Source organism: Pseudonocardia benzenivorans CB1190, assembly GCF_000196675.2.
Classification (GTDB): Bacteria; Actinomycetota; Actinomycetes; order Mycobacteriales; family Pseudonocardiaceae; genus Pseudonocardia; species Pseudonocardia benzenivorans.
The window spans coordinates 642860-669097 of record NC_015312.1 but is presented as its reverse complement, the minus strand read 5'-3'; the positions used below and the strand labels follow the sequence as shown (position 1 = coordinate 669097).

The 26238-nt window shown below is 73.4% G+C and carries 20 protein-coding genes and 1 pseudogene; 10 read left to right on the top strand and 11 right to left on the bottom strand.

The window, feature by feature from the left end; all coding sequences use genetic code 11:
- Positions 1-72: 72 nt before the first annotated feature.
- The 3 genes from PSED_RS03165 to pdxH form a co-directional block, all read right to left on the bottom strand.
- Positions 73-1377: a citrate synthase gene (locus tag PSED_RS03165; protein WP_013672817.1), complete on the bottom strand. Its 1305-nt coding sequence runs from the start codon at positions 1375-1377 to the stop codon at positions 73-75.
- A gap of 105 nt (positions 1378-1482) precedes the next feature.
- Positions 1483-2928, bottom strand: coding sequence for an MFS transporter (locus tag PSED_RS03160; RefSeq protein WP_379653008.1), 1446 nt, complete (start codon positions 2926-2928; stop codon positions 1483-1485).
- Between the two features lie 145 nt (positions 2929-3073).
- Positions 3074-3733 carry a pyridoxamine 5'-phosphate oxidase gene (gene pdxH / locus PSED_RS03155; RefSeq protein WP_013672815.1) on the bottom strand — a complete coding sequence of 220 codons (660 nt, stop codon included), beginning with the start codon at positions 3731-3733 and terminating at the stop codon, positions 3074-3076.
- Positions 3734-4005: 272 nt separating this feature from the next.
- Here pdxH and PSED_RS03150 point away from each other — a divergent pair, with 272 nt between their 5' ends.
- The 3 genes from PSED_RS03150 to sepH all read left to right on the top strand — a co-directional run bounded on the left by PSED_RS03150 (position 4006) and on the right by sepH (position 8243).
- On the top strand, positions 4006-5178 hold the full coding sequence (locus PSED_RS03150; protein WP_013672814.1) for a citrate synthase 2: 1173 nt from the start codon (positions 4006-4008) through the stop codon (positions 5176-5178).
- A gap of 188 nt (positions 5179-5366) precedes the next feature.
- The gene (serC, locus tag PSED_RS03145) at positions 5367-6500 is read left to right on the top strand and encodes a phosphoserine transaminase (protein WP_013672813.1); all 1134 of its coding nucleotides are present in this window, start codon (positions 5367-5369) and stop codon (positions 6498-6500) included.
- Positions 6501-6788: 288 nt separating this feature from the next.
- Positions 6789-8243 (top strand): septation protein SepH, encoded by a 1455-nt coding sequence (sepH, locus tag PSED_RS35250; protein WP_013672812.1) that lies wholly within the window; start codon positions 6789-6791, stop codon positions 8241-8243.
- Positions 8244-8252: 9 nt separating this feature from the next.
- On the opposite strand, the gene PSED_RS03135 is transcribed toward sepH, so the two are convergent.
- Complete coding sequence (locus PSED_RS03135) at positions 8253-8825, bottom strand: DUF2537 domain-containing protein (protein WP_013672811.1); 573 nt, start codon at positions 8823-8825, stop codon at positions 8253-8255.
- Between the two features lie 237 nt (positions 8826-9062).
- Positions 9063-9868, bottom strand: a pseudogene (locus PSED_RS03130) (TrmH family RNA methyltransferase).
- A gap of 160 nt (positions 9869-10028) precedes the next feature.
- Here PSED_RS03130 and PSED_RS03125 point away from each other — a divergent pair.
- Entirely contained in the window at positions 10029-11537 is a 1509-nt protein-coding gene (locus tag PSED_RS03125; RefSeq protein WP_013672810.1) for a glutamate-cysteine ligase family protein, read from the top strand.
- Positions 11538-12627: 1090 nt separating this feature from the next.
- Positions 12628-13374: a hypothetical protein gene (locus PSED_RS03120; RefSeq protein WP_013672808.1), complete on the top strand. Its 747-nt coding sequence runs from the start codon at positions 12628-12630 to the stop codon at positions 13372-13374.
- A gap of 95 nt (positions 13375-13469) precedes the next feature.
- On the opposite strand, the gene PSED_RS03115 is transcribed toward PSED_RS03120, so the two are convergent.
- Positions 13470-14786: an MFS transporter gene (locus PSED_RS03115; RefSeq protein ID WP_013672807.1), complete on the bottom strand. Its 1317-nt coding sequence runs from the start codon at positions 14784-14786 to the stop codon at positions 13470-13472.
- Positions 14787-14865: 79 nt separating this feature from the next.
- The gene (locus PSED_RS03110) at positions 14866-16278 is read right to left on the bottom strand and encodes an NCS2 family permease (protein WP_049803596.1); all 1413 of its coding nucleotides are present in this window, start codon (positions 16276-16278) and stop codon (positions 14866-14868) included.
- A 219-nt stretch (positions 16279-16497) separates the two neighbouring features.
- On the opposite strand from PSED_RS03110, the gene PSED_RS03105 reads away from it, so the two are divergent.
- The 3 genes from PSED_RS03105 to PSED_RS03095 are packed head-to-tail and all read left to right on the top strand — an operon-like array spanning position 16498 to position 18550.
- A complete protein-coding gene (locus PSED_RS03105) occupies positions 16498-16749 on the top strand; it encodes a DUF2530 domain-containing protein (RefSeq protein WP_041759229.1) in 252 nt (83 codons plus the stop codon).
- A 36-nt stretch (positions 16750-16785) separates the two neighbouring features.
- Positions 16786-17532, top strand: a complete 747-nt coding sequence (locus tag PSED_RS03100) for an SDR family NAD(P)-dependent oxidoreductase (protein ID WP_013672804.1) — start codon at positions 16786-16788, stop codon at positions 17530-17532.
- A 1-nt stretch (position 17533) separates the two neighbouring features.
- Positions 17534-18550, top strand: coding sequence for an NADPH:quinone reductase (locus PSED_RS03095; protein WP_013672803.1), 1017 nt, complete (start codon positions 17534-17536; stop codon positions 18548-18550).
- Between the two features lie 25 nt (positions 18551-18575).
- On the opposite strand, the gene PSED_RS03090 is transcribed toward PSED_RS03095, so the two are convergent.
- Both PSED_RS03090 and PSED_RS03085 read right to left on the bottom strand, forming a co-directional pair.
- Positions 18576-19751, bottom strand: coding sequence for a L,D-transpeptidase (locus PSED_RS03090; RefSeq protein ID WP_103383647.1), 1176 nt, complete (start codon positions 19749-19751; stop codon positions 18576-18578).
- Positions 19752-19904: 153 nt separating this feature from the next.
- Positions 19905-20984, bottom strand: coding sequence for a UDP-N-acetylmuramate dehydrogenase (locus PSED_RS03085; protein ID WP_013672801.1), 1080 nt, complete (start codon positions 20982-20984; stop codon positions 19905-19907).
- A gap of 24 nt (positions 20985-21008) precedes the next feature.
- On the opposite strand from PSED_RS03085, the gene PSED_RS03080 reads away from it, so the two are divergent.
- Positions 21009-21515, top strand: coding sequence for a DUF2505 domain-containing protein (locus PSED_RS03080; protein WP_013672800.1), 507 nt, complete (start codon positions 21009-21011; stop codon positions 21513-21515).
- Here PSED_RS03080 and PSED_RS03075 read toward each other — a convergent pair.
- The gene (locus PSED_RS03075) at positions 21484-22659 is read right to left on the bottom strand and encodes an MFS transporter (RefSeq protein ID WP_013672799.1); all 1176 of its coding nucleotides are present in this window, start codon (positions 22657-22659) and stop codon (positions 21484-21486) included. The two genes, PSED_RS03080 and PSED_RS03075, sit on opposite strands and share 32 nt — an antisense overlap.
- A 158-nt stretch (positions 22660-22817) precedes the next feature.
- Between PSED_RS03075 and purU the strand changes: the two genes are divergently transcribed.
- Positions 22818-23684 (top strand): formyltetrahydrofolate deformylase, encoded by an 867-nt coding sequence (gene purU, locus PSED_RS03070; protein ID WP_041760365.1) that lies wholly within the window; start codon positions 22818-22820, stop codon positions 23682-23684.
- Between the two features lie 161 nt (positions 23685-23845).
- On the opposite strand, the gene lon is transcribed toward purU, so the two are convergent.
- On the bottom strand, positions 23846-26161 hold the full coding sequence (gene lon / locus PSED_RS03065) for an endopeptidase La (protein ID WP_013672797.1): 2316 nt from the start codon (positions 26159-26161) through the stop codon (positions 23846-23848).
- Between the last annotated feature and the right edge of the window lie 77 nt (positions 26162-26238).

Here is a 26238-nt window from a genome sequence, read left to right as displayed (position 1 = left end):
GCGGCGAACGCCGCCGGCCCGGTCGTGAGTGGCGATGGTCGCCCCCGGCGATCATCGCCACTCACGGGGACGTCAGCGGTCGCTCATGTCCACGTAGTTCCGCTCGGTCGGCCCGGTGTAGAGCTGGCGCGGGCGGCCGATCTTGGTCTGAGGGTCGCTGATCATCTCCCGCCAGTGCGCGATCCAGCCGGGGAGCCGCCCGAGCGCGAACAGCACGGTGAACATCCGGGTGGGGAAGCCCATGGCCCGGTAGATGACGCCGGTGTAGAAGTCGACGTTCGGGTAGAGCTTGCGCTCGATGAAGTACTCGTCGGCGAGCGCCTTCTCCTCGAGCTTCATCGCGATGTCGAGCAGCGGGTCGCTCACACCGAGCGCCTTGAGGACCTCGTCGGCGTTCTGCTTGACGATCTTCGCGCGCGGGTCGTAGTTCTTGTAGACGCGGTGCCCGAAGCCCATCAGCTTCGCGCCCTGCTCCTTGTTCTTCACCCGGTCGACGAACGCGTCGACGTTGCCGTCCTCGACGTCTTTGATGCGGCTGAGCATCTCGAGCACGGCCTGGTTGGCGCCACCGTGCAGCGGGCCGAACAGCGCGTTGACGCCGGCGGAGATCGAGGCGAACAGGTTGGCCTGCGACGAGCCGACCAGCCGGACCGTCGAGGTCGAGCAGTTCTGCTCGTGGTCGGCATGCAGGATCAGCAGCGTGTCGACGGCCTTGGCCATGACCGGGTCGATCTCGTAGGGCTCGGCCGGGAAGCCGAACGTCAGCCGCAGGAAGTTCTCCACCAGACCGAGGGAGTTGTCCGGGTAGAGGAACGGCTGGCCGACGGACTTCTTGTACGCGTACGCCGCGATCGTGAAGACCTTGGCCATGAGGCGCACCGTCGAGAGCTCGACGGCGTCGTCGTCGAACGGGTCGAGGCTGTCCTGGTAGAAGGTGGACAGCGCGCTGACGGCGCTGGAGAGCACCGGCATGGGGTGCGCGTCGCGCGGGAACCCGTCGAAGAAGTTCTTCAGGTCCTCGTGCAGGAGGGTGTGCCGGCTGATGTTGCTGGTGAACGTGTCGAGCTGGGCCTGCGTGGGCAGCTCCCCGTAGATCAGCAGGTAGCTGACCTCGAGGAAGCTCGACCGCTCCGCGAGCTGCTCGATGGGGATGCCGCGGTAGCGGAGGATCCCGGCGTCACCGTCGATGTAGGTGATCGCGGAGGCGCACGCGGCGGTGCTGTTGAAGCCGGGGTCGAACGTGGTCAGACCCGTTTTCGCCAGCAGTTTGCTGACGTCGAACGCCGCGGCGCCCTCGGACGCGGCGTGGACCGGCATCTCGTAGTCGCCGCCTGGATAGTGCAGGACGGCGCTGTCGCCGGCGGACTCGGTGGCCATGTGGAGGTTCCCTCTCACAATCGTCATGTGCGGTGTCGTGTCAACCCACCGCCAACGCTAGACCGCTCCGACGGATCCGCAGCGTTCGACCGAGATGGACGTGCGTCACTCCGCGGTCGTGGACGAGCCCGCGACGGGACCCCGATATGTCCAGAACTCCCGGAACATGAGCACGACGACCACGACCCCGACGACGACGGCCACGCCGCCGATGGTGGCCGCCGGACCAGGGCCGACGGCCGCCGCGGCGGACCCGTGCCAGAGGTCGGCGAGCCGCGGACCGCCCGCCACGACGACGATGAACACGCCCTGCATCCGGCCGCGCATCTCGTCGGTCGCGACCGACTGCAACATCGAGTTCCGGTAGACCGAGCTGATCAGGTCGCCCCCGCCCGCGACGGCGAGCAGCACGACGGCGAGCCACAGCGAGCTCGTCAGCCCGAACAGCGCCACCCCGACGCCCCAGACGATCACCGCGAACGTCACCGCCATGCCCTGGCGGCGGATCCGTTGCAGCCAGCCGGAGAACAGCCCCGCGGCGACCATCCCGACCGGGATCGCCGCGAACAGCAGGCCGAGCGCGATACCGCCGCCGGGCGGGTCGCCGAAGGTCTTCTCCGCCATCTCGGGGAACACCACGCGGGGCATCCCGAACCCCATCGCGACCAGGTCGACGAGGAACGAGACCAGCAGCACCTTCTTCGTCGAGACGTAGCGGAAGCCTTCGAGGACGTTGCGCAGGCCGGCCCGGCGCCGCGTGCCGACCTCGCCCGGCGGGACGGGCGGCAGCATCCACGTCGCCCACAGCGTCGCGAGCAGGGCGCACGCGTCGATCAGGTAGAGCGTCGAGAGCCCGACGACCGGGATCAGCACACCGGCCAGCAGCGGCCCGACGACGGCGCCGAGCTGGAAGACCGTCATGTTCAGCGCGTTGGCCGCGGGCAGCTCGTCGGCCGGGATCAGCCGTGGGATGACGGCGTTGCGGGTGGGCTGGTTCATCGCGAGCATCGCCGACTGCACCGCGAACAGCGTCAGCACCACCCAGACGTTGCCGACGCCGGTCGCCGAGGTGACCCACAGCGCCAGCGACGTCGCCGCGATGCCGGCCCCGGTGAGCAGCAACAGGATCCGCCGGTCCATGACGTCGGCGATCGCGCCGCCCCACAGCCCGAACAGGACGAGCGGCACGAGGCCGAACAGACCCGTCAGGCCGACGTAGGCCGACGATCCCGTCAGCTGGTAGATCTGCGTCGGCACGGCGACCACCGACAGCTGCGCGCCGATGACGGTGATGACGCCCGCGCCCCAGAGCCGCCGGTAGGCGGGCGTGCGCAGCGGCGTCGTGTCGGCGAGGACGGCCCGCACGACCGCACCGAGTCGCCGCGTCGGCCCGGGCGCGAGCCGGCGGGTCGGCGGTTCGGACCCGTTGGTGCGCAACCGATCGGTCGGGCCGGCCGGATCCCCGCCCGACGGCGGCGTCCGCAGGTCGCGGGTGGCGGGCTCCGGACCGGAGCTGCGCCGGGAGGTCTCCTCGGGGCCGGGCACGATCACCCGGCCAGACTGACACGAACGCGCCTGATCGTTCCCGAGCCCGGGCACCGCCAACCGCCCGAGAGGGCACGAACCGCCCAGGGAGCACCTGGTCGCACGACCGGTGAGACCGACGTCACGCCCGCCCGGCCCGTCGCCGGCGCGATCACGGGGCGAGCCGGCGCACCCGCCACGAGTGGTCGTCGCCGTCGCGCTCGAAACGCAGCCGGTCGTGCAGCCGGTCGTGGCGGCCCTGCCAGAACTCCACCCGATCGGGGACGATCCGCCAGCCGCCCCAGTGCGGCGGGCGCGGGACCTCGCCGGGGAACCGACGGTCGGCGGCGACGACCGCGTCCTCCAGCGCGAGCCTGCTGGCCACGACGCTCGACTGCGCCGACGCCCAGCCCCCGAGCTGCGAGCCGCGCGGCCGGGTGGCCCAGTAGGCGTCGGACTCGGCCGTCGACACCTCCTCGACGCCGCCGCGCACGTGCACCTGCCGGTGCATCGCGTAGAGCGGGAACGTCGCCGAGGCGACGCGCGTCATGCGGATGTCGTGGCTCTTCGCCGACGTGAGGTTGGTGTAGAGGACGACCCCCCGCGCGTCGACCCCCTTGCACAGCACGGTGCGCGACGACGGCACGCCTGCCTCGTCGGCCGTCGCGAGAACCATGGCGTTGGGCTCGGGGAGGCCCGCCGTCGCCGCCGCGGCGAGCCAGGCGACGAGCTGCTCGTGCCACGTGGGGGCGAGGTCGCGGACGTCGAAAGGGGGCATGTCGTAGTCGACCCGCATCGCGGCGAGCCCGCCCGATGTGGACGGATCAGGCATTCGTTCCCTCTCCACACGCTGAGAATCCACCTGTCGTCGCAGGTGAGCGACCCGAATGGACCGATCCGGTGATCGAGGCCACCCGAGCCCCAGGTTGCCTGTCCGCCCCGCGCGCAGGCAGGGTGACCCCACCACGGTAACCATGCCGACCCGGACCGTGGGAGGCACCGCGGCCGGACCACCTGACCGGTCGCGATCGCGCACCGGCACGGCCCGCGCCACCCGGCGGCGGCCACCGGCGCGTCGCCGGGGACGACGTCAGAGGAGGTCGCGTGGCCACAGCGCCCACCGCGCCGTCAGGACCGGAGACGACGAACGGTTCCACACCCCCGCCGCCCCCGCCCGGCTTCAAGTCCGGGCTCGAGGGCCACGTCGCGTTCCGCACCGAGATCGCGGAGCCCGACAAGGACGGCGGCGCCCTGCGCTACCGCGGCGTCGACATCGAGGACCTCGTCGGCAACGTCACCTTCGGCGACGTCTGGTCCCTGCTGGTCGACGGCCGCTTCGGCTCCGGGCTGCCGCCCGCCGAGCCCTTCCCCATCCCGGTCCACACCGGTGACGTCCGCGTCGACGTGCAGGCCGCGCTGGCGATGCTGGCGCCCTACTGGGGTTACCGCCCACTGCTCGACATCGACGACGAGGAGGCCCGCGACCAGCTGGCCCGCGCGTCGGTCATGGCGTTGTCCTACGTCGCGCAGTCGGCCCGCGGGATCGGCGTGCCCGCCGTCCCGCAGAGCCGCGTCGACCAGGCACGGACGATCACCGAGCGGTTCATGGTCCGCTGGCGCGGCGAGCCCGATCCCGCGCACGTCGCGGCCGTCGACGCCTACTGGGTCTCGGCCGCCGAGCACGGCATGAACGCGTCGACGTTCACCGCCCGCGTCATCGCCTCGACCGGTGCGGACGTCGCGGCGTCGCTGTCCGGTGCGATCGGCGCGATGTCCGGCCCGCTGCACGGCGGCGCGCCCGCGCGCGTGCTGCCGATGATCGCCGAGGTGGAGCGGACCGGCGATCCCGAGGCCCTCGTCACGGGGATCCTCGACCGCAAGGAGAAGCTCATGGGCTTCGGGCACCGCGTCTACCGGGCCGAGGACCCACGGGCCCGCGTGCTGCGCCGCACCTGCCGCGAGCTCGGTGCGGCCCGCTACGAGGCGGCCGCCGGGCTGGAGGAGGCCGCGCTGCGGATCCTGCGCGAGCGCCGGCCCGACCACCCGATCGAGACCAACGTCGAGTTCTGGGCCGCGGTGATCCTCGACTTCGCCGAGGTGCCGCCGCACATGATGCCCGCCATGTTCACCAGTGCCCGGACCGCGGGCTGGTCGGCGCACATCCTCGAGCAGAAGCGCGAGGGCAAGCTCGTCCGGCCGTCGGCGCAGTACATCGGTCCGGGCCCGCGCCACCCCGAGGAGGTCGAGGGCTGGGACCAGGTCGGCAAGCAGCACTGAGCCTGCCGCTGGAACGCGGACCCTCCGCCGGCCGTCGTCGTGGGCGCCCGCGACGACGGCCGACCGGCCCGACGCTCTGCGCCCGAGATCCGGAACGTCGGGGTCTGCAGGTAACGGCCGTCACTCCGGGCGGGCGGCGGAGGCCCCCGCGCGACCGGGCTCGGCCCGCGGTTGTCAGACTGGGGGTCGTGACGTCCTCGACCAGCACCGACCTGCAGATTCCCGCCGACCTCAAGCCCGCGGACGGGCGCTTCGGATGCGGGCCCTCGAAGGTCCGGCCGGAACAGTTGGCCGCCATCGCCGACGCGGCGGCGGTCATGGGCACCTCCCACCGGCAGAAGCCCGTCAAGTCCCTCGTCGGTCGGGTGCGCTCCGGCCTGCGCGAGCTGTTCTCGCTGCCCGACGGTTACGAGGTCGTCCTCGGCAACGGCGGGTCCACGGCGTTCTGGGACGCCGCCGCGTTCGGCCTCGTCCGGCAGCGCTCGCTGCACCTGGCCTACGGCGAGTTCTCCGCGAAGTTCGCCGACTCCACCAAGGGTGCGCCCTTCCTGCAGGACCCGATCGTCGTCTCCGCGGAGCCGGGCAGTGCGCCCGAGCCCACCACCGACGAGTCGGTCGACGTCATCGCATGGGCCCACAACGAGACCTCCACCGGCGTCGCCGTGCCGGTCGTCCGTCCCGAGGGCGCCACCGACGGTCAGCTCGTCCTGATCGACGCCACCTCCGGCGCCGCGGGCCTGCCCGTCGACGTCACGCAGGCCGACGCCTACTACTTCGCCCCGCAGAAGGGCTTCGCCTCCGACGGCGGTCTGTGGATCGCGCTCATGAGCCCGGCCGCCCAGGACCGGGTCGCCGAGCTCGCCGCGGGCGACCGGTGGATTCCGCCGTTCCTGTCGCTGGCCACCGCCGTCGACAACTCGGTGAAGGACCAGACCTACAACACGCCCGCCGTCGCGACGCTGATCATGCTCGTGGAGCAGATCGAGTGGCTGAACGGGCTCGGGGGCCTCGACGCGGCCGTCGCCCGGACGGCCGACTCGTCGGGCCGGCTCTACGAGTGGGCCGAGAAGTCCGCGTTCGCCACGCCGTTCGTCGCCGAGCCGAAGCACCGTTCGCAGGTCGTCGGCACGATCGACTTCAACGACGACGTCGACGCGGCGGCGGTCGCGAAGATCCTGCGCGCCAACGGCATCGTCGACACCGAGCCGTACCGCAAGCTGGGCCGCAACCAGCTGCGCATCGGCATGTTCCCGGCCGTCGACCCCGACGACGTCTCCGCCCTGACCGCCTGCATCGACCACGTGGTCGAGCGGCTGGGCTGAGCGCCCGCTCCGGCCTGATGCCGGGCGACCTCATCGGTCGCCCGGCATCGTCGTCTCCGAGGCACATTCCGTCACACTGCGTGGTCACTCCCGTAACACGAGCCTCAGCTTTACCAAATGGTCACGGCGTGACACGCTGATCACGAACCCCACGGGGGGAACGGCGCATCGTGGCAGGAACCGGCGTCCACCTGGGAGATTTCCGGTCCGGCGCGCCTCCACGGCAGGTTGCGATTCGGCAACTACCGTCACCCGGACGGGGAGAGCGGAGAACGGGGGAGGCCGCCGATGCGGGCGTTGCGGGTCGTCGGGATCACCGAGGACGGCGGGGTCGTCCTCGAGGACCCCGGGCGCTCCGAACGTTTCACCGTGCCTGCTGACGAGCAGCTACGCGCTGCCGCCCGCGGCGACCTGACCCGGCTCGGCCAGATCGCGATCGAGTTGGAGAGCCAGTTGCGACCACGCGAGATCCAGGCACGCATCCGCGCCGGAGCGTCCGTGGAGCAGGTCGCCGCGGCGGCCGGCGTTCCGCTGCAGAAGATCGAACGCTTCGCCTACCCGGTCCTGCTGGAGCGATCACGGACCGCGGAGATGGCGCAGGGGGCGCACCCGATGCGTGCCGACGGCCCCGACGTCCGCACCCTGGGCGAGACCGTCGCACACACCTTCGGCCTGCGCGGACAGGACTACCTCGAGGCCGAGTGGGACTCCTGGCGGGGTGAGGACGGCCGCTGGGTCGTCGCGCTGAGCTGGCGGGCAGGCCGTTCGGACAACCGCGCGCACTGGACCTACCAGCCGGGTGCCCACGGCGGCACCGTCACCGCGCTCGACGAGCACGCCAGCGACCTGATCGAGGGCCTGCCGCTGCGTCCGCTGCGCACCGTCGGCCCCGTCATCGAGCTGGGCGGGCGTCCCGACGACGAGGAGCCCCTGCACGAGCCGGCCGAGCCCGAGATCGTCCGGGCCGCGGTGGGCGCGCCGCTGCGGGAACGACCGATCCCGGTCGCGCCCGAACCGCGGCACGATCCCCGACCCGGCCGGCCCGCCACGCCCGAGCCCCGGCGCTCCCAGGAGACCGCCGGCCGGACCGAGCCCGCGCGTTCGACGCCGGACCTGCCCGCCGAGCGCCCGGGTTCGACGACGGCGCGCACCCCCGAGCCGCCCGAGCGGGCCGCGGTCTCGCGTCCCGCTGCCGGGAGGCCGGCCCCCGAACCGGCACCGGTCGCCGAGCCCGCTCCCGCCGAGGAGCCCGCCGGCGCCGCCGCACCGACCGACACCGACGAGCCCGCCAGCACCGAGCCGACCAGCACCGAGCCGACCAGCACCGGGGCGAGCGGCGACGGGGCGACCAGCGACGAGACGATCAGCACCGAGGTCGTCGAGACGCCCCGGACCGCGGACGCCGAGGCCGACGACGCCGTCGAGGCCGGGCCGGACGCCGCGCCGCACGTCGCGGGGAAGGCCGCCACCGAGCAGGTGCCCGATGCCTCAGCCGTCGAACCCGCGGCCGTCGACGCCGGAGCCGACGCGGTGTCGACGCCTCCGTCCCAGGCTCCGGACGACGGTCCGGGCGAGGCCTCGGGTGCGGCGGCCGCCGCCGCGGAGACCGCGCCGCCGGCCGAGCCCGACGGGGCCAAGGCCGATGCCCGCACCGAGGGCCGGCCGGCCCGTCGCACCAAGAAGGGCAAGCCCGTGATGCCGTCGTGGGACGAGGTCCTGCTCGGGGTCCGCGGCCAGCGCTGACCGGCTCTCTCAGGGCTCCAGCAGCGACACCAGCAGGCACACCCACGCGCCGACGAGCCCCGCCGCCACGCCGATCGCGACCCACCGCCACAGCGGCACCCGGCGCATCAGCCACAGCGACGGGGCCAGCCCGGCGGCGACCAGGATGTCGGCGGCCACCCAGAGCGCACCGAACGCGTCGCGCACCGCCGTGCTCAGCACCACGACCACGACCGCGGTGAACACGGCGAAGAAGGCCGAGATCGGGAGCCCGGTGGCCCAGGGCGTCGGTTCGCGAGGCACCGCGGCGGCCCGCGGCGCCGGGATCACCGGGCGGTTCGCCAGCCGCCCGCTGACGATCTCGACGCGGCCGGTGACCGGGTCGTGGAAGTCGACGGGCCTGCCGAGCGCCTCGGCGCAGCGGCCCGCGAGCTGGCGGCCCCGCATGCGCACGAGGTCGCGCTGTTCCTGCCCCAGCGCGACGTCGGTGCGCGCGGCGACCTCACCCCACTCCTCGAGCGCCGCGCGCAGCTCGGCCGGCAACGCGGGATCCCCCGGGCGCCGCCCGCTGATCTCGACCCCGCCCCCGTCGGCCACGCGCACGTGATCAGACTATGCGGCGTGAGGCCACCGCGGTCGGACCGTCAGCCGGTCGGCGGTGTGCCGCGGGTCGCGTCCCGCGGTGCGACGGCGCCGAGGGGTGTCGCGACGACGCCCGAGCGCCTCGTGCGGCCGCGGTGGGCGAGCGGCGCCGGCAGGTTCCGCCGGGGGCGTGGCACGCGCGTCCGCGACACGGATCGCTGCGTCCCGCGCCGCTGCCGGACCCCCCGGAACCTCGTCTCAGGGCGCCGCGACGGCGTGGAACGCGACCGCCGCGGCCGTCGCGACGTTGAGCGAGTCCACCCCGGTCGCCATGGGGATCCGGACGCGCAGGTCGGCGGCGGCGAGCGCCTCGGGCGTCAGCCCCGGCCCCTCCGCGCCCAGCAGGAGCGCGACCCGCTCCCCCACGAGACCTGCCGCCCCGATGGGCGTCGCCTCGGCGGCGGGCGTCAGCGCCGCGACACGAAACCCGTTGTCCCGCAGGACGTCCAGCGCGCCGGGCCACGGCCCGGTGAGCGGGGCGAACGGTACCCGCAGCACGTGTCCCATCGACACCCGGACGCTGCGCCGGTACAGCGGATCGGAGCAGCGCGGCCCGAGGAGGACCGCGTCGACACCGAGGGCGGCGGCGTTGCGGAAGAGAGAGCCGAGGTTCTCGTGGTCGTTGACCCCCTCGAGAACGGCGACGACCCGCGCCCCCGCAGCAGCTCGGCCGGGTCGGGCTCCGGTGCCCGGTCGGCGACGGCGAGCACCCCGCGGTTGAGGTGGAAGCCGACAGTGGTGGCCATCGTGTGCGCGTCGGCCTCGAAGGCGGGGACGTCGACACCGGCGAGGTCGTCGGACAGCTCGGCGAGCCTGCGCGGCACACCGAGCAGCGAGCGCAGCGGGTAGGGGGAGTCGAGCAGCCGCCGGACGACGACCACGCCCTCGGCGATCACGAGGCCGCGGCCACCGGGCCGGTCGGGGCGGCGGTCGGAGTGCGTGAGGTCGCGGTAGTCGTCGATCCGCGGGTCGGCGGGGTCGTCGACCTTGGTGATGGTGGCCACGACGCGAGATCGTCGCAGGTGGCCACGAGCCGCTCGCGATCCGTCATCCGGTCAGCCGGTACCGGTCTCCCCGACCGTGTGACACGGTTGATGACCGCTCGTGACCACGGACGGCGCTGGTGGGGCGCGTCCGGGTCCGGGGATCGGAGGCAGTGACCGCATGGGCCAGGGCGTCGACCGGACTACGTTCAGTCGACGGGACCGGCAGCGCTACCGGGTGAAGGTCCATCGCTGCCTCGACGCGCTCGCGACGATGCTGCGCGAACACCCGTTCGCACACGACGAGCCGATGACCGGCATCGAGGTCGAGCTCAACCTCGTCGACAAGGACCTCCGTCCCGCCCTCACCGGCCGGGACGTCCTGCAGGCCATCGGGTCGTCGGAGTTCCAGACCGAGCTGGGCCGCTGGAACCTCGAGCTCAACCTGCCGCCGCGCCCGCTGCCCGGCGACGAATGGCGCCACCTCGAGCACCAGCTCCTCGACGAGCTCGCCGTCGCGCGGGCCAAGGCCCGGGACTGCGCGTCGCAGCTCGCGATGATCGGCATCCTGCCGACCCTGCGCCGCGAGGATCTCGTCGGTGACGCGATCTCCCAGGACGAGCGCTACACCGTGCTCAACGAGCAGATGCTCACCGCCCGGGGCGAGCCGATCCGGGTCGACATCACCGGTGACGACGCCTCCGGCTGTCACGCCGTCGCGCCGGACCGGCTCGTCGCCGACTTCGACACGATCATCCCCGAGGCCGCCTGCACGTCGATGCAGCTGCACCTGCAGGTCTCCCCCGACGACTTCGGCTCGTACTGGAACGCCGCCCAGTGCCTCGCCGGGGTGCAGCTGGCCGTCGGGGCGAACTCCCCGTTCCTGCTCGGCTCCCGGCTGTGGGCCGAGACCCGGATCCCGCTGTTCGAGCAGTCGTGCGACGTGCGCAGCCCCGAGCTGCACAACCAGGGCGTCCGGCCACGGGTGTGGTTCGGCGAACGCTGGATCACCTCGATCCTGGACCTCTTCTCCGAGAACGCCCGCTACTTCCCCGGGCTGATGCCGCTCACGCACGACAGCGACCCGCTCGCCGACCTCGACGCGGGACGGGTACCCGGACTCGACGAGCTGCGGCTGCACAACGGCACGATCTGGCGCTGGAACCGGCCCGTCTACGACGTGTCCGACGGTGCGCCGCACGTCCGCGTCGAGAACCGGGTGCTGCCCGCGGGCCCGACCGCCGTCGACATGGTCGCCAACGCGCTGTTCTTCTACGGGCTGCTGCGGGTGCTCGTCGAGGCCGACCGCCCGCTGTGGAGCTCGATGTCGTTCGAGGCGGCCGAGGAGAACTTCACGACGGCGGCGCGGCACGGCCTCGACGGCCCGCTGTACTGGCCGGGGTCGGGCTGGATCCGGCCCGACGAGCTGGTCCTGCGCAAGCTGCTCCCGCAGGCGCAGGAGGGCCTGGCGAAATGGGGTGTCGGGGGCGAGGTGATCGACCGCTACCTGTCGGTCATCGAGCGACGCTGCACCACGAGGCGGACGGGCAGCGTCTGGCAGCTCGACGCCGTGGCCGCGCTCGAGCGTCGCGGTGCCGACCGGCAGGCCGCCCTGCACGGGATGCTCGCCCGCTACCTCGACGGCTCCGACGCCAACGAGCCCGTGCACACCTGGCCGCTGCCCGCCTGACCGTTCGCGGGCGCGACGGGTTCCCGCGAACCGGCCCGCGCGTGCCGCGGACGGCCGTAGCGTCCGTCCGGCCGCCAGACCTGCCCGGTGCGCGCCCCGGCGCGCCGGCCGTCGTCGCGGCCGGGGAGGCGCACGCGTGGGCAGGTTCCGGCTCTTCGCCCGTCCCGACGACGAGCGCGCCCGTTGGGCCCCGGGCAGCCCCGCGGCGCTGACGTCGCGTGCCGCGACACGTGGGCGGCCTGGTGCGGGCGGCGGGCAGCCGGTCCCGCCCGGGGCCGCGGCGCCGTGGCCGGCGGGCCCCGCGGCCACCGACGGACAGCGACCGTTCCCCGGGCCGGGCGGCCCGTGGCCGGCGGGACCCGCGGCCGGCGACGAGCGGAGATCGTTCCGCACGGCCGACCACTGGCCGACGCCGCCCGCGAGCACCGACGAGCGGGAACCGAGTCACGCGCCGCGCGACCCGTGGCCGACACCGCCCGCGACCGAGGACGAGCGGGAACGGTTCCGCGCACCCGGCAGCCCCTGGCCGGGCCCGCCCGCGACCGCCGACGAGCGGGAACCGTTCCGCGCGCCGAGCGATCCGTGGCCGTTGACGCCCGCCGTCGACCGTCGCCACGACGGCGCATGGTGGCCCGGCAGCGGCGGTGCCCGACCCGCGCCCGAGAGGAGGTCGGCACGCTCACCGGGCGGCGGTCGCCCGTCCGGAGCATGGGCGGCCACACGGACCGGGCCGGGAACCGGTGCGGGACGGGCCGAGCTGCCCCGGCCGCCCCGGGTCGAAGGAGGGCCGGCCGAGCCGCCCGGCAGGACGGGCGAGGCGGCGGCCGAGCCGTGGCCTCGCGATTCCCGGCGATCCGGCCCGTGGTCCGCCGAGCCGTGGCCCGGCGACTCGTGGCCCGGCGAGGCGTCCGGGCCGGTGGTCGAGCCCGGTTCCGGACCGCGGGACCCGGCGCCCGATCCATGGCCCGATCCATGGCCCGATCCATGGCCGGACCCGTCGGCGGTCGAGGCCGCACCCGGATCCCGCCGAACTCCGTCACCGCTGTCCTGCGCCGCCACCGCCGCGGGCGCCGGGCCATCGGCTTCCGCCGTGCCCGACGACCCGCCGACCGACCCGGTCGGCTTCCCTGCCGTCGACACGCATCCCGCGGCGGTGCGGCCGGGCCCGCCGGACGCCGCCCCGGGACCGCCCGGCCCGTCGGACCGCGGCGCGGGACAGCCCGTCCGTACGGACGCCGCGCCGGAACGGCCCGGCCCGGCGGACGCAGCGGCGACCGGGGTCCGTGCCGCGACACCGGACGACGCCCGCGACGGTGTCATCGGCGGGTCGGACCGGGCGTCACCGCAGGGCATCGACCCGGCGCTCGCCCGGGCGGTCGCCGCCGCGTTCGCCGCCGACTACCTCTCCTGGGACGAGGACGACCCGGGCCGGCGCGGTGACGCCCTCGCCGACCACCTGCCCGAGACGCTCGCGTCGGCCGTCCGCGGTGCGCGGGGACCGGGCTGGTCGGGCGAGGGCAGGCAGCGCAGCGAGATCGCCCTGCCCGGCGCCCTGCACGACGACAGCAGCGACGCCCGCCTGCTCGTCGACGTCCGGGTGCGCGTGACGCCGTACGCCCGCTCCGGGACGCCCGCGCCGGCCGGCCCCGCCGCGAGGAGCCCCGACCCGCTCGGCTCCCCCGCCGCCGCGCCGGCCCCCAGCGCGCCGGGCTGGACGGGGCTGCCCGCGCGCTGGGTGCGGATCAGCGTCCCGGTGCGCGTCGACGGGGACCGCCTCGTCGTCGACCCCGACGAGGAACTGCTCGCCGCAGGCGGGGAACCGCCCGTCACGCCGTGAGGGCCCCGGCCTGATGGCCGGGGCCCTCACGTGTCCCGAACTGACGCGCCGCTCCCACCACGAAGCGACGCCATGAAGTTAGCCTAACCTTGCCTCTAGGCGCAAGCCTCGACCTTCGCCCGGGTGGCGCGACTCCGGCCGCGCACGGCGAGCACCACCGCGACCAGCACCACCGAGACGACGGTCAGCACCCCGCCGAGCAGCAGCGGAGCCCGTCCTCCCCAGTGTTCGGCCACCATCCCCAGCAGCGGTGCACCCAACGGCGTGGAGCCGAGGAACAGCAGCATGTACAGCCCCATGACCCGACCGCGGACCGCCGGATCGGCAGAGAGCTGGACGAAGGAGTTCGCAGCCGTCGTGAACAGCAGCGCCGAGAACCCGACGACCACGAGCACCGCACCCGCGGCCGCGTACGTCGGCATCAGCGAGACGACGACGAGCAGCAGCCCGAACGCGATGCCGGCGATCACGACGACCCGCACACGCGGTGCCGCGGTCCGGCGGGCGGCGAGCGTCGCGCCGACGACGGACCCGACGGCGATGAGCGTCGTCATCAGGCCGTAGGACTCCGCGGTGCCGCCGAAGACGTTGCGCGCGAGCACCGGGATCGTCACCGGGAAGTTGATCGCGAACGCCGACACGAGGAAGACCATCGCGAGCACGCCGATGAGCTCGGGCCGGGCACGCACGTAGCGCAGTCCCTCGCGGACCTGCCCGGGCGCACGGCTCACACGAGCGGCCCGGAACAGCCGGTCGGGCCGCATCAGCGCCAGCGCGACGATGACGCCCGCGAAGCTCGCCGCGTTGATCAGGAAGACCCAGCCGCTGCCGACGGCCGCGATCAGGACACCCGCGACGGCGGGGCCGGCGATGCGGGCGAGGTTGAACGTCAGCGAGTTGAGCGCGACGGCGTTGGTCACCTGGTCGGGGCCGACCAGCTCGGAGACGAACGACTGCCGCATCGGCATGTCGAGCGCGGAGAAGCAGCCGAGCACCAGACAGAAGACGTAGACCTGCAGCAGCGCGGCCATGCCCGTCACCACCGCGAGACCGAGGACGAGGGCGCACAGCCCCATGCCGGCCTGCAGCAGGATCAACGTGCGCCGCTTGTCGACGCGGTCGGCCAGGACGCCGCCCCACAGCGACAGCAGCAGCGTCGGCGCGAACTGGAGTGCGGTCGCGATCCCCAGGGCCGTCGGGTTGCCGTGGGACAGGTCGAGCACCAGCCAGTCCTGCGCGATGCGCTGCATCCAGGTCCCGACGAGGGAGACCACCTGCCCACCCGCGTAGAGCCGGTAGTTCGGGACCCGCAGCGAGGCGAAGGTCCCACCGCGGCGCTGCTCGCCGGGGGGTGGCGGGGGCGGAACGGCGGGCGGCGGGGTGGGACCGGGGGTGTCGACGACTGCGCTCATTCTATTGCTTATCGTACAACAACTAGTTCGCGCGCGCCGCTCTTCTCCGGCGCGAGCGACGCCGCTCTCCGTCCCGTGGCTAGTGGATCAGCGCCTCGATCGGCCCCACCGCGAAGTAGGCGACGAATGCCACCGCGACCACCCACATCAGCGGGTGCACAGTCCGCGCCCTGCCCGTCACGGCCGCGAGGAACACGTAGCTGATGAAGCCGGCGCCGATGCCGTTGGCGATCGAGTACGTGAACGGCATGACGACGATCGTCAGGAAGGCGGGCAGCGCGACCCGGAACTCCGTGAAGTCGATCTCGGTGATCTGCCGCATCATCAGCGCCCCGACGATGACCAGCGCGGGCGCCGCGGCCTCGATCGGGACGACCGAGTAGAGCGGCGTCAGGAACATCGCGGCGAGGAAAAGCACGCCGGTCACGACGTTGGCCAGCCCCGTGCGCGCGCCCTCCGCGATGCCGGACGCGGACTCGACGAACACCGTGTTCGACGACACCGACGCCGCACCGCCCGCGATCGCGCCGGTGCCCTCGACGAACAGCGCACGCCCGACGTTGGGCAGCTTGCCGTCCCGGCTGACCAGACCGGCCTGCTTGCCGAGCCCGGTCATCGTGCCCATGGCGTCGAAGAAGTTCGCCAGCACGAGTGTGAAGACGAGCAGCGCCGCGGTGATCGCGGGCAGCCGGGTCCACGCCCCGAACGAGACGTCGCCGACGAGCGAGAGGTCCGGCAGGCCGAACACCGAGCCGGGCAGCGCCGGGTACCCGAGGTTCCAGCCCTTCGGGTTGGTCCCGTTGGAGGGGCCGACCTTGGCGATGGCCTCGACGACGATGGCGACGACCGTGGTCAGGACGATGCCGAGCAGGATCCCGGCCCGCACCCGCATCGCCACGAGCGCACCGGTGACCAGCAGGCCGACGACGAAGACGAACGTCGGCCAGGAGGCGATGGAGCCGTCGATCCCGAGACCGACGGGCACGGTCGTGTTCGCGGCGTCGGGCAGCCGGCGCACGAAGCCCGAGTCGACGAGCCCGATGAACGCGATGAACAGCCCGATGCCGACACCGATCGCGGCCTTGAGCGAGGGCGGCACGGCGTTGAACACGGCCGTCCGGAACCCGGTGAGCACCAGGATGACGATGATGATGCCGTCGACGACCACGAGGCCCATCGCCTCCGGCCAGGTCACCTGCGGGGCGATCGTGAACGCGACGAGCGCGTTGATGCCCAGGCCGGTGGCCAGCGCGAACGGCATGTTGGCGACGAGACCCATCAGCAGCGTCATCACGCCGGCGACGAGCGCGGTGGCCGCCGCGACCTCCGGCACCGACAGCGTGTTGCCGAGGACGTCGACCTTGGCGCCGGGACCCGTGGGGCTGAAGCTGCCGAGGATCAGCGGGTTCAGCACGACGATGTAGGACATCGTCACGAAGGTGACCAGGCCGCCGCGGACCTCGCGGCCGACGGTCGAGCCGCGTTCGGTCAGCTTGAAGAAGCGGTCGAGCCCGGACCGGGGAGCGGCGTCGACCGACGCCGCGTCGTCGGCGGGGGCGTCGGCGAGGGCGTCGGTGGGGGCGTCGTCGGGGCGGGCTGCGGTGGCCGGCTCGTCATCCGGCTTCGGACGCGTCACGCGGACACGGTAGAGCCGGGCCCGGCCGTCCGCTGGATGCGCACGACCGCCGCGCCGATCCGTGATACTGATGTCATGCAGAACCCGCCCGAGCTGCCGCCACGGCTGTCCGACATCGGCGTGATCGCCTCGGTGGGCACCCTGCTGTGGCTGGCGGGCGCGGTGGGACTGCTGGTGGCGCACATCGTCGGCGGCAGGCCGTTGGACCTGTGGTTCGGCACGTGTGTCGCCGGCGTCGTACTCGGCGGGATCGGCTACGCGATCTTCCGCTGGCAGCGGTCGGCCGCCCGGCGCGGGACCCGCACCGCGCAGCAGGGCCTGCACTGAACCGGTCGGCCGGCGTCCCGATCTAGGGTGGGCGCCATGACGAGCCCCAGCGACCGTCCGACCGCCGTCGTCACCGGCGCCAGCTCCGGGATCGGCGCCGCCACCGCACGTGCCCTCGCGGGTGCGGGCTTCCACGTCGTGCTGGGCGCGCGGCGCGTGGACCGGTGCGCGGAGATCGCCCGGGAGATCGACGGCACCGCCGTCCGCCTCGACGTCACCGACCCCGAGTCGGTGTCCGCGTTCGTCGCCGCCGTGCCCGAGTGCCGGCTGCTGGTCAACAACGCGGGCGGCGCCAAGGGCCTCGAGCCCGTCGCGGACGCCGACGAGGACGCGTGGCGCTGGATGTGGGAGGCCAACGTCCTGGGCACGCTGCGGATGGTGAAGGGCCTGCTGCCGGCGCTGGTCGCGTCGGGCGACGGGCACATCGTCACCGTCACCTCGATCGCGGCGCTGGAGCCCTACGACAACGGCGCGGGCTACACCGGGGCGAAGCACGCGCAGGCGATGCTGCATCGCACGCTGCGCGGCGAGCTGCTCGGGCAGCCGGTGCGGCTGACCGAGATCGCGCCGGGCATGGTCGAGACGGAGTTCTCCCTCGTCCGGTTCGCGGGCGACGCCGAGAAGGCCGACAACGTCTACCGCGGCCTCACCCCGCTCACCGCCGAGGACGTCGCCGAGACGATCGTGTTCGCCGCGACGCGACCCTCACACGTCAACATCGACCTGATCGTGCTCAAGCCGCGGGCGCAGGCGTCCGCGATGCGGGCCTACCGGGAGGAGTGAGGTGCGCGCCGTCGTCTACGAGCGGACCGGCCCGTCGTCGGTGCTGCAGCTGCGGGAACGGCCGCTGCCCGAGCCCGGCCCGGGTCAGGTGCGCGTCCGCGTCGCGGTCTCCGGGGTCAACCCGACCGACTGGAAGGCCCGCGCCGGCACCACCGGTGCGCCGCTGGCCGCACCGAAGGTGCCCAACCAGGACGGGGCCGGGACCGTCGACACCGTGGGCGCGGGCGTCGACACGTTCGGGCCCGGCGACCGCGTGTGGCTGTGGGACGTCGCCTGGCAGACCGACGAGGGCACCGCGCAGGAGTACGTTGTCGTGCCGGTGGAGCGGGTCGTCGCGCTCCCCGACGGCGAGTCGTTCGACACCGGGGCCTCGCTCGGGATCCCGGCGCTGACCGCGCACCGGGCGCTGACCGCGCACGAGGACGGCCCGGCGCGGCTGGCACCGGGTGCGCTCGACGGCAGGGTCGTGCTGGTCACCGGCGGCGCCGGGGCGGTGTCGCACGCCGCGATCCAGCTCGCCGTCTGGGCAGGCGCGACCGTCCTGACGACGGTGTCAGGCGCGGCCAAGGCCGCGCTGGCCCAGGCCGCCGGCGCCCACCACGTGATCAACTATCGCGAGGAGGACGTGCCCGCCCGCGTCCGCGAGATCAGCCCGCGCGGGGCCGACGTGATCGTCGACGTGGCGGTCGTCGCCAACATCGGCGACGACATCGCCGCGATCGCGCCCGGCGGCACCGTCGCGGTCTACGCCGTCGACACCGACGAGCCGCTGACCATGCCCGTCCGTCCCGCCATGACGCCCAACCTGCGGCTGCAGTTCGTGCTCACCTACACCGTGACCAACCAGCAGAAGGCCGACGCCGTCGCCGCCGTCTCGGCCGCGCTGGCCGACGGCGCGCTGCGCGTCGGCGAGGAGCACGGACTGCCGATCACCCGTTTCCCGCTGGCCGAGACGGCCGCGGCCCACGATGCCGTCGAGGCGGGCACGGTGGGCAAGGTCCTGATCGACATCCCGTGAGTGGCGCCACAGGGCCGACAGGACCTCACAGGGCCGACAGCGCCTTCCACTGGCTCCACGACAGGGTCCAGTCCCAGATGTCGCCGTCCTTGGCCGAGAGCTGGACCGGGGTGCCCGTCACCTCGACGGGGTCGCCGTAGATCGCGGTGTCGTAGTAGGCCTTGGCGTTGTCGATCGAGAGGTTGACGCAGCCGTGGGTCACGTTCGACGAGCCCTGCGCACCCGTCGAGGCCGGGTTGGCGTGGATGAACTCGCCGTTGTTGCTGATCCGCACGGCCCATTTCTCGACGACGTCGTAGCCGTACTGCTCACTGACCATCCGCTTGTCGGTGAACTTCTCGCTCACGACGTGGATGCCCGAGCGGGTGTTGCGGTTCGGGTCCGACCCCAGCCCGTAGGAGGCCGGGTAGCTCGCGACCTGCTTGCCGTCGCGCATGACGACCATCTGGAAGGAGTTCACGTCGGCCTTGACGACCTGCGCGCGCCCGATCGTGAACGACGAGCTGACGTCGGCCGCGCCGTACGCGCCGCCGCCGTACGGGACGCCGAACAGCTTCGCCTTCACCGTGACCTTGGTGCCGGGCTTCCAGTACTCCTTGGGCCGCCAGTGGACCCGGGAGCCGCCGCTCTCGTCGGGCAGCCAGCCCCACGCGCCCTCGGTCGGCACCGACGTGGTCACCGACAGCGCGCGCTCGACCGCGGCCCTGTCGTCGACGTGGCCGTTGAACTGGATGGCGATCGGCGCGGCGATACCGACGGTGCGGCCGTCGCCGATGTTGACGGTGCCGCGGACCTGCTTGGCCGGGGTGACGGTGCTGAACCCGCCCGCGAGCGGGACCTGCTTGCCGTCGGTCCCGGTCGCGGTGCCCTTCCACGAGTACGTGGCGCCGTAGGCGAGCGGCGCGCTCGTCGACCACGACGCCCGGTCGGCCGCCAACGTCCCCTTGACCGCCTTGCCCGCGGGGTCGACCAGCGAGACCTGGTCGAACGTGCCGTCGGCGACCGCGACCGACGCCGTCGTCCTCGGGTCGACGGCGGTGGCCTCGGCGGCCGGGGTATAGGTGATCGCTGCCTTGGGACCGAGGATCGCGAGCGGGCCGCCTCCGGAGTCGGCCGGGCCGCGGCCCGCCGCGGTGGCCGCCGTGACGACTCCCATGGACCCGACCGCCACGACGGCCAGGACCAGCAGGATTCTGCGCATTCGATCCCCCATTGCGACCTTCCTCCCCCAAGTTCGAGGACGTGCGGCCTCCCGTGCGGTTGCGTGTGCGACGGGGAGTGGGGCCGACGGTCACCCGGCCCGAACGACGAGGCTACGCGTCGGGACCGACGGTCGCGGGTGTCGCCGACGGGGTCACGGCAGGCGGCAGCCGACGAGCACGGGCTCGGGGTGCAGGTCCACGCCGAAACGGTCGAGGACACCGGCGCGCACCTCCGCTGCCAGCGCCAAGAGGTCCTCGGTCGTGCCGTCACCGCGGTTGGTCAGGGCCAGGACGTGGCGGCCCGAGAGGGCGACCCGACCGCCCGGACCGGCGTGCCCGCGGGCGAATCCGGCGTGCTGGATCAGCCACGCGGCCGAGAGCTTCACCCGATCGGACGCGGCCGGCCACCGCGGCATGCCCTCGGTGTCCGGACCGCCGGGGACGGCGCCCGCGTCGACGACCGGGTTGGTGAAGAACGACCCCGCGCTCCACGTGTCGTGGTCGGCGGCGTCGAGGACCATGCCCTTCGACCGGCGCAGGTCCAGCACTGCCGCGCGCGCGGACGCGGCCGGGACCCGCTGCCCCTGCCGCGCGCCGAGCGCCGCTGCGAGCTCGGGGTAGCGCAGCGGCGCACTCCCGGGCCCGCCCGGCAGCGCGAACCGCACCCGCAGGACGACGGCGGCGTCGGTGTTCTTGAGGACGCTCGTGCGGTACCCCAGGCCCAGCTCCGCCGCAGGGACGTGCTCGCGGACGGTCCGCGCGGCGCGGTCGTAGAGGTCGACGTCGACGAGCAGATCGGCGACCTCGACGCCGTAGGCGCCGACGTTCTGCACCGGCGTCGCCCCCGTGCGGCCCGGGATGCCCGACAGGCACTCCAGCCCGCCCAGCCCGCGGTCGACGGTCGTCGCGACGACGTCGTCCCAGTCCTCGCCCGCCTCGACGGTGAGCAGCACGCTCCCGTCGGGACGGATCGCGGTGTCGAGCCCGCGGCTCGCGACCCGCACGACCGTCCCGCGGAACCCCGCGTCGGCGACGACGACGTTCGATCCCCCGCCGAGCACGAGCACCGGCTCGCCCGCCTCGTCCGCCGCGCGGACCGCGTCGACGACCTCGGCGGCCGACGACGCCACGACCACCCGGTCGGCCGGCCCACCGAGACGCAGCGTGGTCATCGGCGCGATCGGCTGCTGGGCGGACTGGCGGGCGGGGGCGGCCACCTCGGGAACCGGCACGACCGCCGAGGGTAGCCTCCGCCCATGGCGCGCCAGATCACCCATCGGACCATCGCGGAGTTCCCGGCCGAGCGGGTGTACACGGTCATGGTCGACCCCGAGTTCCTGAAGGCACGGCTCGAGCGTCTCGGCGGGCCCGGTGCGGCGCTGCTGGAGCACCACGTCGACGACAAGGGCGCGCGCTACCGGCTCCGCCACGGGGTCGACGCGGACGCCGTGCCGCCGATGGTCCGCAGCCTGGTCAACGGCGATCTCGTCATCCAGCGCGACGAGACGCTCGTCCCGGACGGGCCGGGCCGCTACTCGGGAACGGTCGCGGTCGCGATCCCCGGCACGCCCGCGTCGGCACAGGGCGGCATGCGGCTCGCCGACCTCGGTGAGGGCACCAGCGAGTTCGTCGTCGACGCGGCGGTGACGGTGAAGGTCCCGCTGATCGGCGGCAAGATCGAGAGCATGGTCGCCGGGCAGATCGAGGGGCTGCTCGGCACCGAGACGGCGTTCACGCTCGAGTGGCTGCGGCAGCACTCCTGAGCGCGGTGCCCGGGCGCCTGCGGGCGACGGACTCGCCGACCCACACGAGGAAGCCGACCGCCGGGAAGATCATGCCGACGATCGACACGCCCGCCCAGCCGTGCGCCGCGTACATCGCCGCCGACAGCCCCGACCCGACGGCGCCACCGACGAAGTAGCTGGTCATGTACGCCGTGTTGAGCCGGCTGCGGGCGTCGGGCGCGAGCGCGTAGACGACGTTCTGGTTCGTGATGTGGCTGCCCTGGGTGGCGAGGTCGAACACGATGATGCCGACCGCCAGCCACAGCAGCGAGTGCGCACCGAGACCGATCAGGGCGAACGACGCCGCGGCGATCGCGAGGAACACCCCGGTCGCGCCGTGGGTGTGCCCGCGGTCGGCGAGCCGGCCCGCGAACCGCGCCGCGAGCGCCCCGGCGACGCCGAACAGCGCGAACAGCCCGATCTCGGCGTCGGACAGGTCGAACGGCGGCGCCGCGAGCAGGAAGCCGACGCTCGTCCACAGCACGCCGAACGCCGCGTAGCCGGCCGCACCGTAGATCATCCGCAGGCGCAGCAGCGGCTCGCGGCGGATGAGCCCGAAGACCGACCCCAGCAGCCGGGGGTAGCTCATCTCCACGGTGGGCGCGAGCACCGGGAGCGTGCGCCAGAGCGTCACCGCGCACGCCGCGCTCAGCACCGCGCCGAGCACGAAGATCGCGCGCCAGCCCAGCCACTCGGCGACGAGCCCCGACACCACCCGCGCGACCAGCACACCGACGAGCAGCCCGCTCATGACGGTGCCGACCGTGCGGCCCTGCTCCCCCGGCCTGGCCAGCTGCGCGGCGAACGGCACCAGCACCTGCACGGCCACCGACGTCACGCCGACGACGGCCGCCGCCACACCCAGCACGGTCAGCGCGGGGGCGGCCGCCGCGAGGACGAGGCCGGCCGCCGCGACGCACGTCAACCCGACGACGAGCCGCCTGCGCTCACGGAGGTCACCGAGCGGGACGACCGTCGCCAGGCCGATCGCGTACGCGATCTGCGTGACCGTCAGGACCGCGCCGACGGCACCGCTGGACGCGTGGAAGTGCTCGGCCAGCGTGGCCTCGAGGGGCTGCGCGTAGTACAGGTTCGCGACGATCGCGCCGGTTGCGAACGTCATGGCCGCCACCGCGGTTCGACGTCGACGGTCGGTCAGGCCTTCCTCGGGGGTCACGATCCGAGCGTGCCTCGCGGGGGCGGCGTGTGCAGGCGCACGGCGGTGTGAGATCGACCGCGTGGCACGATCGGGCCGTGGAACCCCCCGCCTCCCGACGCTACGTGATCACCTTCAGCTGCCCCGACCGGACGGGGATCGTCGCCCGTATCGCGGGATTCCTGGCCGACGCCGGAGCCTGGATCGTCGAGGCCGCCTACCACGCCGACGCCGAGCAGAACTGGTTCTTCACCCGCCAGGTCGTGCGCGCCGACTCCGTCCCGTTCGACGCCGACGAGCTGCGCTCCCGGTTCGCCGAGGTGGCCGACGAGTTCGGCCCCGACGCGACGTGGCGGGTCACCGACACCGGCGTCAAGAAGCGCGCGGTCCTGCTCGTGACGCGGGAGCCGCACTGCCTGCACGACCTGTTGGGCCGGGTGTCGGCCGGGGAGCTGCCCGTCGAGCTGACCGCCGTGATCGGCAACCACGAGACGCTGCAGCCCGTCGTCGCCGCCCACGGGGTGCCGTTCCATCACGTGCCGTTCCCGGGGCCGCGGGAGGAGCGCCGGGAGAGCCTGAAGCTGGAGGCGTTCGAGGAGCTCCGCAAGCTCGTCGACGAGCAGCAGCCCGACGCGATCGTCCTGGCCCGGTTCATGCAGGTCCTGCCCGCGCACCTGTGCGAGCAGTGGGCCGGGCGGGCGATCAACATCCACCACAGCTTCCTGCCCTCGTTCGCCGGCGCCCGGCCGTACCACCAGGCCCACGCGCGCGGCGTGAAGCTCATCGGCGCCACCTGCCACTACGTGACCGCCGACCTCGACGCCGGCCCGATCATCGAGCAGGACGTCATCCGCGTCGACCACGCCGACACCGCCTCGGACATGGTCCGCAGGGGCCGCGACATCGAGCGCCTCGTCCTGTCCCGCGGGCTGCGCTGGCACCTGGAGGACCGCGTCCTGGTGCACGGCAACAAGACCGTCGTCCTGCGCTGACCCGTCCGCAGGCACGCCCTCCACACGCCTGCGCGCCCTGCCTCATGCCCGTGCCCGCATGCCCTGCCTCATGCCCTTCATGCCCACATGCAGGAACGGCACTTTCCCGCAACTGGGTTGCGGGAAAGTGCCGTTCCTGACGTTCGTGGGGCGCCCGCGGGTCAGGCCGCCGCGGCGTGCTCCGGGGCCGGCTCGAGGGCCAGCTCCAGCACCTCGGCGACGTCGGCCACCGGGTGGATCCGCAGCTCACCGCGCACCGACTCCGGCAGGTCGTCGAGGTCGGGCTCGTTGCGCTTCGGGATGATCACGTCGGTCAGGCCGGCGCGGTGGGCGGCCAGCAGCTTCTGCTTGACCCCGCCGATCGGCAGGACCTTGCCCTGCAGCGTGACCTCGCCCGTCATGCCGACGCTCGACTTGACCGGGCGTCCGCTCGCGAGGCTCGCGAGGGCGGTGGTCATCGTGACACCGGCGCTCGGCCCGTCCTTCGGGACGGCGCCCGCGGGGACGTGCACGTGCAGCTTCTTCGAGGCGAGGTCGCCTGCCAGCCCCTTCGACCGCAGGTAGGACAGCGCGATCGAGACGGACTCCTTCATGACGTCGCCCAGCTGACCGGTGAGGATCAGTCCGGGGTCGCCGTCCATCTTGGTGGCCTCGATGAACAGCACGTCGCCACCGGCACCGGTGACCGCGAGGCCCGTCGCCACGCCCGGGACGGAGGTGCGCTCCGCCGACTCCGGGGTGAACTTCGGCCGGCCCAGGTACTTGACGAGCGTCTCGGCGTCGACGTGGATCGGCGCCTCCTCACCCGAGTCGAGCCCGACGGCGACCTTGCGCAGGACCTTGGCCAGGCCCCGCTCCAGCTGCCGCACCCCGGCCTCGCGGGTGTACTCGGCGGCGATCATGCCGAGCGCGACCTCGGAGAACTCGACGTCCGACGGCTCCAGCCCGGCCTTCTCGATCTGCCGGGGCAGCAGGTGGTCGCGCGCGATGGCGACCTTCTCCGCCTCGGTGTAGCCGTCGAGCGTCACGACCTCCATGCGGTCGAGCAACGGGCCGGGGATGGTGTCGTAGGCGTTGGCGGTCGCGAGGAACAGCACGTCGGACAGGTCGAGATCGACCTCGAGGTAGTGGTCGCGGAACGTGTGGTTCTGCGCCGGGTCGAGCACCTCGAGCAGCGCGGCCGTGGGGTCGCCACGGAAGTCGCTGCCGACCTTGTCGATCTCGTCGAGCAGGACGACCGGGTTCATCGCACCGGCCTCACGGATGGCGCGGACGATCCGGCCGGGCAGCGCGCCGACGTAGGTGCGCCGGTGGCCACGGATCTCGGCCTCGTCGCGCACACCACCGAGTGCGACGCGGACGAACTTGCGGCCGAGGGCGTGCGCGACCGACTCACCCAGCGACGTCTTACCGACGCCGGGCGGGCCGACGAGGGCCAGCACCGCGCCGGAGCCACGGCCACCGACCTTCGCCATGCCCTTGCGGTCGCGCCGGGAGCGGACGGCGAGGAACTCGATGAGCCGCTCCTTCACGTCGTCGAGGCCTGCGTGGTCGGCGTCGAGCACCGCGCGGGCGGCGACGAGGTCGTCGGAGTCCGTGGTCAGGGTCGTCCACGGGATGTCGAGGACGGTGTCGAGCCAGGTCCGGATCCAGCCGGACTCGGGGCTCTGGTCGGACGCCCGCTCCAGCTTGCCGACCTCGGTCAGCGCGGCCTTGCGGACGTGCTCGGGCAGGTCGGCGGCCTCGACGCGGGCGCGGTAGTCGTTCTCGCCCTCGGGATCGTCGTCGCCGAGCTCCTTGCGGATGGCGGCGAGCTGCTGGCGCAGCAGGAACTCCCGCTGCTGCTTCTCCATGCCCTCGCGGACGTCACCGGCGATCTTCTCGGTGACCTCCTGCTCGGCGAGGTGCTCCTTCGTCCAGTCGAGGAGCAGCTCGAGCCGGCGGGTCACGTCGGTCTCGGCGAGCAGCTGGGACTTGCGCTCGACGTCGAGCCACTGGTTCCAGCCGGCGGTGTCGGCGAGCTCGGACGGGTCGGTGATCTGCTGGACGCCGTCGATGATCTGCCAGGCCCCGCGCTGCTGCAGCATCGAGACGACGAGCGCTTTGTACTCCTTGGCCAGCTCGTGGGTGCGGCCGGTGACCGGGGACTCCTCGATCGGCTCGGCCTCCACCCACAGGGCGGAGCCCGGTCCGGTCACCCCGGCACCGATGCGGGCCCGCGTCTCACCGCGGACCACGGCGGCACGTTCGCCGCTGGGCAGCCGCCCGACCTGCTCGAGGACGGCGACCACACCGATCGCGGCGTACCTGCCGTCGAGCCTGGGGACGACGAGGACCTTCTTCTCCGTGGCGTCACCGTTGGCGACGTCCACGGCTGCCTGAACCTCCGGCGCGTCGAGACGGATGGGAACCACCATGCCGGGCAGCACCACCGAGTCGGTCAGCGGAAGCACCGGCAGCTTCAGCGTCTGTGTCATGTCCCGACCAACGCTTACACCGTTGAACTCATTCCAGCGTTCAAGTAAGTCTGCTGACAGCGAACGCGGGAACCTTG

Bases quoted from the DNA above. Each gene is read 5' to 3' on its own strand.
- PSED_RS03090 (WP_103383647.1), bottom strand. From the start codon at position 19,751: ATGCGCAGAATCCTGCTGGTCCTGGCCGTCGTGGCGGTCGGGTCCATG.
- PSED_RS03105 (WP_041759229.1), top strand. From the start codon at position 16,498: ATGCAGAACCCGCCCGAGCTGCCGCCACGGCTGTCCGACATCGGCGTG.
- PSED_RS03125 (WP_013672810.1), top strand. From the start codon at position 10,029: ATGGGCCAGGGCGTCGACCGGACTACGTTCAGTCGACGGGACCGGCAG.
- sepH (WP_013672812.1), top strand. From the start codon at position 6,789: ATGCGGGCGTTGCGGGTCGTCGGGATCACCGAGGACGGCGGGGTCGTC.
- PSED_RS03080 (WP_013672800.1), top strand. From the start codon at position 21,009: ATGGCGCGCCAGATCACCCATCGGACCATCGCGGAGTTCCCGGCCGAG.
- pdxH (WP_013672815.1), bottom strand. From the start codon at position 3,733: ATGCCTGATCCGTCCACATCGGGCGGGCTCGCCGCGATGCGGGTCGAC.
- PSED_RS03100 (WP_013672804.1), top strand. From the start codon at position 16,786: ATGACGAGCCCCAGCGACCGTCCGACCGCCGTCGTCACCGGCGCCAGC.
- lon (WP_013672797.1), bottom strand. From the start codon at position 26,161: ATGACACAGACGCTGAAGCTGCCGGTGCTTCCGCTGACCGACTCGGTG.
- PSED_RS03075 (WP_013672799.1), bottom strand. From the start codon at position 22,659: ATGACGTTCGCAACCGGCGCGATCGTCGCGAACCTGTACTACGCGCAG.
- PSED_RS03115 (WP_013672807.1), bottom strand. From the start codon at position 14,786: ATGAGCGCAGTCGTCGACACCCCCGGTCCCACCCCGCCGCCCGCCGTT.
- PSED_RS03165 (WP_013672817.1), bottom strand. From the start codon at position 1,377: ATGGCCACCGAGTCCGCCGGCGACAGCGCCGTCCTGCACTATCCAGGC.